10 protein-coding genes are annotated in these 11911 nt (G+C 69.8%); 8 read left to right on the plus strand and 2 right to left on the minus strand.

What is annotated here, in order from left to right:
• The 3 genes from L0P92_RS35990 to L0P92_RS36000 all read left to right on the plus strand — a co-directional run.
• Positions 1–506, plus strand: a 506-nt coding sequence (locus L0P92_RS35990; protein WP_234767263.1) for a DUF4937 domain-containing protein, incomplete at its 5' end; no start/stop codon positions are given.
• 119 nt (positions 507–625) lie between these two features.
• Positions 626–1285, plus strand: coding sequence for a histidine phosphatase family protein (locus L0P92_RS35995; protein ID WP_234767264.1), 660 nt, complete (start codon positions 626–628; stop codon positions 1283–1285).
• A 12-nt stretch (positions 1286–1297) separates the two neighbouring features.
• Entirely contained in the window at positions 1298–2203 is a 906-nt protein-coding gene (locus L0P92_RS36000) for an ADP-ribosylglycohydrolase family protein (RefSeq protein WP_234767265.1), read from the plus strand.
• Between the two features lie 351 nt (positions 2204–2554).
• Here the strand turns inward: L0P92_RS36000 and L0P92_RS36005 are convergent, their stop codons facing one another.
• Positions 2555–4102: an MFS transporter gene (locus L0P92_RS36005; protein ID WP_234767266.1), complete on the minus strand. Its 1548-nt coding sequence runs from the start codon at positions 4100–4102 to the stop codon at positions 2555–2557.
• A gap of 187 nt (positions 4103–4289) precedes the next feature.
• Between L0P92_RS36005 and L0P92_RS36010 the strand changes: the two genes are divergently transcribed.
• The 3 genes from L0P92_RS36010 (at position 4290) to L0P92_RS36020 (ending at position 6401) form a co-directional block, all read left to right on the plus strand.
• The gene (locus tag L0P92_RS36010) at positions 4290–4913 is read left to right on the plus strand and encodes a TetR/AcrR family transcriptional regulator (RefSeq protein ID WP_234767267.1); all 624 of its coding nucleotides are present in this window, start codon (positions 4290–4292) and stop codon (positions 4911–4913) included.
• 82 nt (positions 4914–4995) lie between these two features.
• The gene (gene rnhB, locus L0P92_RS36015; RefSeq protein WP_234767268.1) at positions 4996–5697 is read left to right on the plus strand and encodes a ribonuclease HII; all 702 of its coding nucleotides are present in this window, start codon (positions 4996–4998) and stop codon (positions 5695–5697) included.
• A 68-nt stretch (positions 5698–5765) separates the two neighbouring features.
• Positions 5766–6401, plus strand: coding sequence for a hypothetical protein (locus tag L0P92_RS36020; RefSeq protein ID WP_234767269.1), 636 nt, complete (start codon positions 5766–5768; stop codon positions 6399–6401).
• Positions 6402–6883: 482 nt separating this feature from the next.
• Here the strand turns inward: L0P92_RS36020 and L0P92_RS36025 are convergent, their stop codons facing one another.
• Positions 6884–7519: a hypothetical protein gene (locus tag L0P92_RS36025; RefSeq protein ID WP_234767270.1), complete on the minus strand. Its 636-nt coding sequence runs from the start codon at positions 7517–7519 to the stop codon at positions 6884–6886.
• Positions 7520–7855: 336 nt separating this feature from the next.
• Between L0P92_RS36025 and L0P92_RS36030 the strand changes: the two genes are divergently transcribed.
• A complete protein-coding gene (locus L0P92_RS36030) occupies positions 7856–10015 on the plus strand; it encodes a RecQ family ATP-dependent DNA helicase (RefSeq protein WP_234767271.1) in 2160 nt (719 codons plus the stop codon).
• Between the two features lie 159 nt (positions 10016–10174).
• Positions 10175–11818, plus strand: coding sequence for a DUF4192 domain-containing protein (locus L0P92_RS36035; protein ID WP_234767272.1), 1644 nt, complete (start codon positions 10175–10177; stop codon positions 11816–11818).
• Positions 11819–11911: the final 93 nt, after the last annotated feature.

Below are 11911 nucleotides of genomic sequence, written 5' to 3' on the forward strand. Positions count from 1 at the left end.
GGCAGGGTGGTGGCTGGAGTCGGGGGCGGCAGGGGGTGGCGCACATCTTCTCGTTCTGGGAGAGCCGTTCCTTCTACGACTCCTTCATGGCCCGCTCCCACGACAGGCTGGCGATGGCGCAGTCGGGCACCTACAAGGACATGCAGGTCAGGCTCTTCGACTACCGCTTCGACGTGAAGACGGGGTTCGAGCCGCGCTTCACCGACGCGGATCTCGTCCGGGTGGCCCACTGCCGTGTCCATGAAGAACGGGCCGAACACTTCACGCTCATGCAGGAGAAGGTCTGGAACCCCGCGATGGCCGGATCCCCGGGCATGATCCGCGGGCTGTTCGGCGAGGCACCGGGCCATGAGTTCCTGGTGCTGTCGATGTGGCGGTCGGCCGCGGAGCACGGTAAGTACCGGACGGAACGCGTGGAGCGACTGGCACTGCGCGCCCAGACCGAGGCGGATATCGCGGCCCTTACGGGTGACATCGTGGAGCTCGAACCGACCTGGACGGTTTGAATTCCGGACCCTCCAGCGGTGCGGTCTGATGTGGCTGGTGGTACAGGAAATGTGTGACCTACGCCGTATGGAGCCCGTACGAGTCTTCGATGGGCCGTGACCCGATCTAGGGTTTTGGCATGGCACGACCACGGCGCATCGTCCTTGTCCGGCACGGCGAGTCAACGGGCAATGTTGATGACACCGTCTACGAGCGTGAACCCGACCACGCCCTGGCCCTGACCGCGCGAGGCCGGCAGCAGGCAGAGGAGACCGGGAAACGGCTGCGGGAGGTCTTCGGCCGGGAGCGGGTCAGCGTGTACGTCTCGCCCTATCGCCGCACGCACGAAACGCTGCGCGCCTTCCACCTGGACCATGAGCTCATACGCGTACGCGAAGAGCCCCGGCTGCGCGAGCAGGACTGGGGAAACTGGCAGGACCGCGACGACGTACGCCTCCAGAAGTCCTACCGGGACGCGTACGGCCACTTCTTCTACCGCTTCGCCCAGGGCGAGTCCGGCGCCGACGTGTACGACCGGGTCGGCAACTTCCTGGAGAGCCTGTTCCGCAGCTTCGAGGCGCCTGACCATCCGCCGAACGTGCTGCTGGTGACGCACGGACTCGCGATGCGGCTGTTCTGTATGCGCTGGTTCCACTGGACGGTCGCGGAATTCGAGTCGCTGTCGAACCCGGGGAACGCGGAGATGCGGATGCTCGTTCTCGGGGACGACGGCAAGTACACGCTTGACCGGCCGTTTGAACGCTGGCGAGATCCGGAACCGTACGGGATCACCGGATAGAGTGGCAGAGCGATGACCGCTGACTCCTCACCCGAAGGGCGCCTGGACCGCGCCATGGCCAGCCTGCGCGGACTCGCGGTGGGGGACGCGCTGGGCTCGCAGTTCTTCGTCCCGGTGAACTACCCGCTGCTGAAGCGCCGCGAACTGCCCCCCGGGCCCTGGCAGTGGACGGACGACACGGAGATGGCCTGCTCCGTGGTCGCCGTTCTGGCCACCCACCACCGCATCGACCAGGACGCCCTGGCCCACTCCTTCGCCGAGCACCACGACTTCGACCGGGGCTACGGCCCGGCCGTCAACCGGCTGCTGCGCCTGGTCCGGGAGGGTGGCGACTGGCGCGAGCTGTCGGCCGCGCTCTTCAACGGACAGGGCTCCTGGGGCAACGGCGCCGCGATGCGGATCGCGCCCCTCGGCGCCTGGTACGCGGACGACCCGGAGCAGGCGACTCACCAGGCCGAGATCTCCGCCTACCCCACGCACCAGCACCGCGAGGCCGTGGTCGGCGCGATGGCTGTCGCCGCCGCTGCCGCGCTGGCTTCCGCTCCTGGTGGCCCTCCCAGCCCTGAATCGCTACTCGACGACGTCATCGCCCTCGTGCCGAAGAGCGCGGTCGGAGCTGGCCTGCGACGCGCCCGGGACATGCTCGACTACGGCGACGCGGGCACCGTCGCGGCTGTCCTGGGCTGCGGACGCCGTACGACGGCCCACGACACCGTGCCCTTCGCGCTCTGGTCCGCGGCGCGAGCCCTCGGTGACTATGAGCGTGCTTTCTGGACGACCGCGCATGTCGGCGGCGACGTGGATACGACGTGCGCCATCGTGGGCGGTGTGATCGGTGCCGGGAAGGCCGGGTCGGTGCCGGCCGAGTGGGTCGAGCGGACCGAGGCGTTCCCGGATTGGCTGACGCTGTCGGCCTAGACCGTATGTGCTGCCCAGCTCCGACTTCTCGATGACTTTCCGTGCGCACCGGGAACTCTGCGTGATCGCCCGTCCGTTGTCGTGGCAGCTGGCGTGCGGGCCTACTCGGGCCGCACGCCCACATGACCTACGAGCGGCGCTGGGGGTGAAGGCATGGAGTTCGTGTCGGTGCTGGGTGCGCTGTTCGTCGCGGCGACTCTCGCGTGGAGCGGCGTTCGGCTTTCCTGTGCCCGAGGGGCTCGTCTGGTGCCGGTCGCCATGAGGGTGGTGCGGATGGCCGGCTCGGCACCCTCGCTCACGGTCCCCCGTGCGCGAGCCGGCCATCCGCGGCCCTTGGAGGGCCGGGCTGAGTCAGCCGGCCATCGGACCCGCCGTCCCGGAGAGGGCGTCAAGATCACTCTTGCGGACCCGGATCACGAACCATGCGGTGGCCAGGGCGAGTACCGCCATCGCTGCGGCCGCCACGAAGCCCATCGATATGCCATGGGTGAGCACTTCATGCCCCCAGGGCCCGGGCAGCTGCTGCGTTTTGGCGAACTCCGCCTTCTGCTCGGCCGAGCCCTCCGCCATGAACTTCGGCAGCTGCTTCTCCGCCTCGTCCTTGCTGGCCGAGCCGAACACCGTCGTCAGGATGGACAGACCGAGCGAACCGCCCACCTGCTGCGTGGCGTTGAGCAGCCCGGAGGCCGCACCGGCCTCATGCTGAGCGACCCCGGACACCGCGGTGATCGTCAGCGTCACGAAGTTCAGACCCATGCCGAAGCCGAACGCCAGCATCGGGCCGAGGACTCCGCCGACATACGAACTGTCGGAGCTGAGGAGGGTCTGCCAGGCCAGCCCGACCGCCGTGAGCGCCGAACCCACGAGCATGAACGGCTTGGGACCGAGCACTGGCAGGAAGCGCTGCGACAGACCCGCGCCGAGCGCGATCACGACCGTCACCGGAAGGAACGCGAGACCGGCCTCGATCGGGCTGTACTCCAGCACGTTCTGCACGAACAGCACGATGTAGAAGAACATGCCGAACATCGCCGCGGCGAGGCTGAGCATGATCACGTACGTGCCCGAGCGGTTGCGGTCGGCGAACATCCTGAGCGGCGTGATGGGCTCTTTGGCCCGCGACTCGATGAACGCGAAGGCCAGCAGCAGGACCACCGCGGCGCCGAAGGACCCGATGGTCAGGCTGTCCCGCCATCCCTCGTCTGCGGCACGGATGAAGCCGTAGACCAGGGAGGCCATGCCTGTCGTCGAGGTCAGTGCGCCCGCGATGTCGAAGCGACCGGTGTGCCGCTCGGACTCACTGATGTACAGCGGCGTGAGCACGGCGATCACGATGCCTATCGGCACGTTGACGAAGAGCACCCAGCGCCAGTCGAGCCATTCGGTGAGCATGCCGCCCGCGAGCAGGCCGATCGCGCCACCGCCGGCGGAGACGGCGGCGAAGACGCCGAACGCCCGGTTGCGCTCCGGGCCTTCGGGGAACGTCGTGGTGATGAGCGCCAGCGAGGTGGGCGAAGCGATGGCGCCTCCCACGCCCTGGAGCACACGCGCGGCCAGCAACTGCCAGGGCTCCTGGGCGAGCCCGCCGAGCAGGGAGGCGAGCGTGAACAGCAGGATGCCGGACATGAAGACCCGGCGACGGCCCAGGATGTCACCCGCGCGGCCACCGAGAAGCAGCAGGCCGCCGAAGGTGAGCGTGTAGGCACTGACGACCCACGTGAGGTCGGTGGTGCTGAACTTGAGAGCGTCTTGAATGTGCGGGAGGGCGATGTTCACAATCGTCGCGTCGAGTACCACCATGAGTTGGCAGGCCGCGATGACGGTGAGCGCGATGCCGGGATGCCCCTCCCGGCGGGCCGCACCTGGTTTCTGATCCTTGATCAACTGAGAGGTTGTCACTATGGGTCCCCCACAAATGCCTTAGTGAACGCTCGCGTTCACTGCCGCGTCAACCGTAGTGAGTCCCCAGTAGTGAACGCAAGCGTTCACTTAGGTTGTTGTCGTGTGGTCCGTCCCCCCGTAGTGGCCGCGCGGTGCTCCCCTGTCCCCGGAATCCCCGCTTCCCTTGTTCGTTGGAGACGCTCAGATGGTTACCTCGCGCTGGACGGCCGCCCCCGCTCAGACGGCCTCTCTTCGCCGGCGTGGCGCCGTGCTCGAACGCGCGATCCTCGACGCCGCGCTGGAGCAGCTCAGTACGGTCGGATGGAACGGCCTCACGATGGAGGGTGTCGCCGCCGGTGCTCAGACCGGGAAGGCCGCCGTCTATCGGCGCTGGCCGTCCAAGGAGGACCTCGTCGCCGACGCGCTGCGGGCCGGGTTGCCGCGGTTCGAGTCGGCGCCCGATCTGGGGAGTGTGCGCGATGATCTGCTCGAGCTGTGTCGACAGGCGCGTGACGCGATGTTCTCGCGCCCCGGTTTCGCGCTGCGGTCGGTCATTCACGAATGCGACAGTCTGCAGGCGGAGCGGTTCCATGGCGTGATCTTCGAGGGGGTTGTGGAGCCGACGATCGGGTTGCTCCGGGAGGTCATCACCCGTGGCATCACGCGAGGAGAGGTGCGGGCCGACGCGGCGAACAGCTACGTGTGCGATGCCATTCCGGCGATGATGATGTACCGATCAAAGATGTGCTCGAGCGAATGGAACGATCAGGATCTCGAGGAGATGATCGACCAGTTGATGCTTCCACTGCTTCGCCCGGCGCGCGACTGAAGTGGCTCGTCGGCGGCCTGGAGGTCGCTTCGGTGAACCGGGGTGTCGAAGCCTGCCGTGATCGGCGTACGCTAAGTGCGCCATGCCGTACGAACCGCCTACTCACGCCGTCGAGCGCTCCCTTCGAGCCACGACCGGAGCGAAGATCATTGCCGGTGTCGACGAGGTGGGGCGCGGCGCGTGGGCCGGTCCCGTCACCGTCTGCGCGGCGATCACCGGACTGCGTCGGCCTCCCGCAGGGCTCACCGACTCCAAGCTGCTCACCGTCAAGCGGCGCACCGAGCTCGCCGATCTCCTGCGGACGTGGGTGACGTCGTACGCCCTCGGGCACGCCTCCCCGGAGGAGATCGACGATCTGGGGATGACGGCCTCGCTGCGGCTCGCCGCAGGTCGCGCCCTGGAAGCTCTGCCGGTCCGTCCCGACGCGGTGATCCTCGACGGCAAGCACGACTATCTCGGGGCCCCCTGGAAGGTCCGTACGGTGATCAAGGGCGACCAGTCGTGCGTGGCGGTAGCGGCGGCCTCGGTGATCGCCAAGGTGCAGCGCGACAAAATGATGGCCGAACTGGGTATCGACCATGCAGACTTCGGTTTTGCGGACAACGCCGGGTATCCGTCACCCGTGCACAAGGCCGCACTGGCGGAGCGGGGACCCACCCCGTACCACCGGTTGTCGTGGGCGTATCTTGATGCGCTGCCCCAGTGGCGGCATCTCAAGAAGGTCCGCACCTGGTTGGAAGGAAGCGTTCCGGAGATCGAGGGACAGCTCGGCTTCGATTTCTGACGATTCCGCTCGCACTTGTGTGCCACCCGCTGACGCGAGCCGCACCAGCGTTTGATAAACATCAGCTCATGCCTCTCATTCCCGAGGAGCCTCAGATTCACGAGAGTGCCCAGGGTCCCCGCGCCACGCCGGCCAGCGGCCGTACCGCGCCGACCCCTCGCCCCGTACCCGGCCCCCGCCCCGCGGCTCCGTCGCGTCCCGGCCGACCCGGGCCCGTGCGGCCCGCGCCGCCGGTGCAACGTGCGCCGCGTGACGCGGCCAAGCCCGGACCGACCGGTCCGGCTGCCCCCGCCGCCTCCGCTCCGGCTGCGGCGACCCCGCAGATCCAGCTGATCCCGGCTTCGCCCGAGGGCGCGCTCGACGCCGCCGAGGAAGCCGTCGACCTGCTCCTGGATTCGGGCCGCGCCCCCAACGACGTGCTGGTGATCACCACGGGAGAACAGCACCCGTGGGCCGCGCACGAGCTGTCCTTCGGTGAAGCCTCCTACTGGGCGCAGCATGACGCGGGGGACGACGTCTTCTACGCCGATGCCGCGGTCGCGGGTCGTGCCGCGGTGCGTCCCGTGGTCGTCGTGGCCGTCAACGGTGGCCCCGACACCGCTGCTGCCGCCGCCCTGCCGCTGGCCCTCGGCCGGGCCGGTGCCCTGCTGATCGTCTGCGGTGACCCGCAGCGGATCAACTCGGTGCTGGGCGCGGGCGTCTGAGCCGGGTCCGGCTGGTCCGGGGGGACACTCCGCAGGACACCGGGGGGACAGGACGCCGCCGTTGAGGCGGCGCCTGCACGGTGATGTCTCACGGTGACGCCTTTGGTGTGCACGCGTGCACGGGCGAGCGGAAGGCTCGCTGTGCACCGGCTCGGTGGGTCCTCATGAGCGTCCACGTAGAGGGGGTCCGCACCCGTCGCCGACTGGTTCGTGGTGCGAGATGGACGGGTCTTGGCCTGCCGTTGCTCGGTCGAGGTTGGGTAGCTCCGGTCGCTTGTGCCGTGGCGCCCACGGTTGCCGATGGCGTGTGTTGCAGCGCGATCAGCAGCCGTCGCGTCTTGTCCGGCAGGCGTCGTAGCTCGTACTGCAGGCGTCGGGTCTCGTGTGCCGGCGTCCCGTGTGTCTCGTGCGGTGGGAGCCGTATCGCCTCACGCCGTGGGCGCGACCGCGCCGGCAGCCGAGGAACCCGGTTCGGGGTGTCCTCAGCGGGCTGCCGCGCGTCGCAGGACCTCCGAGGCAGCGCCGCCGGTGCGGGGGAGCGGGAGCGGTGACTCGGACGTGGCGAAGGGCTCCGGTGCCGAGTCGGTGTTGGGGCGACGGCCGCCGCGTCCCTCGCCGAGGACCTGCCAGCCGTCACGGGTCAGCGTGATGTACGCCCCGCATCGCAGCCCATGCAGGGTGCAGGCGTCACGCAGACCCCACATCCACGCGCCGTCCTCCTCCGTCCAACGGGCGTCGCCCTCACGGCAGTAGAGCAGTACCGCGGTGCGCACCGGGGTGCGGCGCCGCAGGTCGTGAGGGATGACGCGGCGTAGTTGGGCGAGGAGCGCGTTGCGGAACATCCAGCCGTCGGCCGGGGCCGGGCGGCGGGTGAACGAGGCGCTCGCCCGCAGCCGCTCGTCCGGGTCGAGGACGGCCACGATCGCCGTCGCTGGTTTGGGGCGGTGCCGCGAGTGCAGACCGCTGACGACCTCGCGGGGATTGCGCAGCAGTGGGATGCCCGCGGCGGCCCACTCCGCGGGTTCGAGCATGCGGGCCAGAGGGTTGGCGGATGCGGCGGGCAGGTCGGCTGACGTCGACATGGATGCCGCGGAGGACGGAGCGAATCCGAAGGTCACGGTCCTCCCTTCGGCTACGCGCCCACACTGCGGGCGAGGTCGGAATCGGGGGAGCGCACACCGCAGCAGAGCCCTACCGGACCACGGACGAGCCGTGCGGGGAGCGGACTTCAATTCTTCCTGCCGAACCTGAATGCGGCAACGAGCAATTGGGGCCACCGACCGTTATCTGGTGGTGCGAGGGTTATATCCCTACCCAGTGCGTCACTGTGCGATGCATGGGACGGCCTCGCATCACGAGGTCGTGGCTGCTCACGCGCTCTGCCGACGGCAGCAGAGCGCCGGTCGCACCGCGTGAGGTGGCTGATTGTCAGTGCCATCAGGTTGCATGGAGGCATGAATAGTCTGGAGCTCCGCGCCGAAGCCGATGCCGTCCTCGCCGAGCTCGTCGGTGCCCAGGAGGGCTCGGCGCGGCTGCGTGAAGACCAGTGGCAGGCCGTGGCAGCTCTGGTGGAGGACCGCCGACGTGCCCTGGTGGTGCAGCGCACCGGCTGGGGCAAGTCAGCGGTGTACTTCGTCGCCACCGCGCTGCTGCGGCGACGGGGCGCAGGTCCGACCGTGATCGTCTCTCCACTGCTGGCGCTGATGCGCAACCAGGTCGAGTCGGCGGCACGGGCCGGCATCCAGGCGCGGACCATCAACTCGGCCAACCCCGAGGAGTGGGACACGATCTACGAGGAGGTCGAGCGCGGTGAGACCGACGTTCTCCTCGTGAGTCCGGAGCGCCTCAATTCCGTGGATTTCCGCGAGCAGTTGCTGCCCAAGCTCGCGGCCACGACCGGCCTGCTCGTGGTCGACGAGGCACACTGCATCTCAGACTGGGGCCATGACTTCCGGCCCGACTACCGCCGGCTCCGGGCGATGCTCGCCGCGCTGGCTCCCGGCGTTCCGGTGCTGGCGACGACGGCGACCGCCAACGCGCGCGTGACGGCCGACGTGGCCGAGCAACTGGGCACCGGCGCCGGTGAGGCCCTGGTGCTGCGCGGCCCGCTGGAGCGGGAGAGCCTGCGGCTGGGCGTGGTCCAGCTGCCGGACGCCGCGCACCGTCTGGCCTGGCTGGCCGAGCACCTGGACGAGTTGCAGGGCTCCGGGATCATCTACACGCTCACCGTGGCCGCGGCCGAAGAAGCCACCGCCTTCCTGCGGCAGCGCGGCTTCCACGTGGCCTCGTACACGGGCCGCACGGAGAACGCCGACCGGCTGCAGGCCGAGGCCGACCTGCTGGCGAACCGGGTCAAGGCGCTGGTCGCCACGTCGGCGCTGGGCATGGGGTTCGACAAGCCGGACCTGGGCTTCGTGGTGCACCTCGGCTCGCCGTCGTCGCCGATCGCCTACTACCAGCAGGTCGGCCGCGCCGGTCGCGGTGTCGAGCACGCCGATGTTCTGCTGCTGCCCGGCAAGGAGGACGAGGCCATCTGGCGCTACTTCGCCGATACGGCCTTCCCGCCGGAGGCGCAGGTCCGACAGACCCTCTCGGCCCTGGCCGACGCGGGACGGCCTCTGTCCGTGCCTGCCCTGGAGGCGACTGTGGATCTTCGGCGGACCCGGCTGGAGACCATGCTCAAGGTTCTGGACGTGGACGGGGCGGTCAAACGGGTCAAGGGCGGCTGGATCTCCACCGGCGAACAGTGGATCTATGACTCGGAGCGGTACGCGTGGGTGGCGCGGCAGCGTACGGCCGAGCAGCAGGCCATGCGGGAGTACGTGAGCACGCCCCGCTGCCGGATGGAGTTCCTGCGCCGGCAGCTGGACGACGAGGGGGCCGCCCCGTGCGGCCGCTGCGACAACTGCGCGGGCACCTGGATCGCGTCGTCCGTCTCGGCCGAAGCGCTGACGGGGGCGGCGAAGGAACTCGATCGCCCCGGGGTGGAGGTCGAGCCACGCCGGATGTGGCCGACGGGCATGCCCGCCTTGGGCATCGATCTCAAGGGACGGATCCCGGCCAAGGAGCAGTGCTCCACGGGGCGGGCCCTGGGACGGCTGTCGGACATCGGCTGGGGCAACCGCCTGCGCCCCTTGCTGGCCGAGAACGCGCCCGACGGTCCGGTTCCCGACGATGTCCTTCAGGCGGCGGTCGCGGTGCTCGCCGACTGGGCGCGATCACCGGGCGGCTGGGCGCCGAACGTCACGGACGCCTCCGCCCGACCGGTGGGCGTCGTCGCCGTACCGTCCCTGGCCCGTCCACAACTGGTCGGCTCCCTCGCCCGGGGCATCGCGACCATCGGCCGCCTGCCCTACCTGGGAACGCTGACCTACACCGGGCCGAGCGGCGCACACGCGGCACGGCGCAGCAACTCCGCCCAACGCCTGCGGTCACTGGCCGGCACGTTCACCGTCTCCGAGGAACTGGCCGGTGCCCTGGCGAACTCCCCGGGGCCTGTCCTGCTTGTGGACGACTTCACCGACTCCGGCTGGACCCTCGCCGTCGCAGCGCGGTTGCTCCGCCGGGCAGGCAGTGAAGAGGTGCTTCCTTTGGTTCTCGCCGCGGCGGGGTGACCTTGCCGGGAGATGTCATCGAGAGTCGTGCGCCGGGGTGAGGACACGAACCCCACGCCGGCGTAGGCGAGTTCGGTGTGTGGCCAGGGTTGTCGTGTCCCTGGTCGGACTTATCCACAGGTCAAAGCGGAACATCGCGATCCGGGAGATCGTCTCCCCATGACGAACCACAGCGACACCACGGGATCCCCGGAACACGACGACAGGTCGGGCGGCGAGCACCACCTCGCCCCTGGAACAACCGACCCGAACGACACGTCCGAGACGTACGGCGCGCCTGCCGGACCCGACGAAGATCACGGACGCTCGCGACACGTGACCCAACTCGACTGCACCACGCACGAAGGGCGCCTGCCCGAGCACCAGGTCACCCTGCGCACCCCGGCCGAACTGGCCGACGCCCTGCCGTATCTCCTCGGATACCGCCCCGAGGACAGCATCGTGCTCGTCGCGCTGCACGACAGTGCCGGTCGCGGCCGGTTCGGCGGCCGGGCACGGCTCGGCATCCCCGCGAGTGCGGACGACTGGGACTCCGCTGCCACGCAGTTGGCCCAAGGGCTGGTGACGGGCAGCGAGCGCAGGGGAGCCCGGCCGGAGCAGATGGTCGCCTTCCTGTGTCAGGAACCGGCCAAGGGCGAGACGGGCCGACAGGTCATGGAGCAGCTGCGGCCGCTGGCTCAGAAGATGCGTGTCGCATGCGGCAGCCTGGACGTGCCGGTGATCGAGGCGCTCTGCATCTCGGACGGTCGTTTCTGGTCGTACTGCTGCGATCGAGCCGAGTGCTGTCCGCCCGAGGGCCGTCCCATGGGACTACCCGGTACGTCCGTGCTGGCCGCAGCGGCCACGTACGCCGGAGTTCAGGTACGCGGCACACTCCGAGAGCTGCGCGCCAGGCTGCTGCCCCTGGAGACCGCTGCCGCCCTGGAGCAGGAGGCCGCTCTGGACGCGGCCGGCCTGGCGCTGGTCTCCAGGATCCTCGACGACACGGCCCGCGGAGGTGTGGCACAGGAGACCCTCGAACTGGCGGAGCGGCTCATGGGCCGGTTCGCCGCGGCACCGCCACTGCCCGGGGCGCTCACGTCGGATCTCCGGGACGACGAACTGCTCGGACACGACGAAGCCGCGAGGCTGATTCTGGGTTTGCAGGACCGTGCCACCCGTGACCGCGCGGCCGAGTGGATGGAGGGCGACGAGGCGGGCCCCGCCCTCCGGCTGTGGCGAGCACTGGCCCGCCGCTGTATCGGGTCGTACAGCGAGCACGCGGCGGCGCCCCTCACCCTCGCAGGCTGGGTCGCCTGGTCCACCGGTGATGAACTGGAGGCTCGAGAAGCCCTTGCCATGGCACTCGCCGCTGACCGCGACTACCTCTTCGCCCGTCTGCTGCACCAGGCCTGCAACGAGGGCCTGGACCCCGAGTCGATCCGCCGCTGCCTGCGCACGGAACGCGAGGGACGCGAGGGACGAGAGGGACGAGAGGGACGCGAGGGACCCGAGGCGAAGTCCGCGCTGAACTCCGGGCTGAATTCCGACACAAGTGATCGTCGCCCGTCCCCGCACCCCGTGGGTTCGCCCGACAGCCGCTCTCGACCCGCAAGGGCCACCAGGCGAACGCGCAAGTCGAGCGTCCCGCGCCCCCGTACCTCAGCGGGGACCCACCCTGCTGCCCCGCGCCCGGGCGGCACGGTTCCGCGCGGTTCGAAGGGCACGGCTCCGCGTACACCGAAGAAGGGCACCCCTCGTCGTGGTGAGCCCCGTCCGGACAGCGCGCGTCCTGGAGGCGCAGGGGGCGAGGGGGATGCGTGAGCGCTCGCGGCACAGCGGTGGCCGCCCCGGTCGGCGGGGGTGACAGCTGGGGCGGGCGTCGTCCCAGCCACACGTCCAGCCCCCGCCACGCAT

The organism is Streptomyces muensis, from assembly GCF_021474425.1.
Taxonomy (GTDB): domain Bacteria; phylum Actinomycetota; class Actinomycetes; order Streptomycetales; family Streptomycetaceae; genus Streptomyces; species Streptomyces muensis.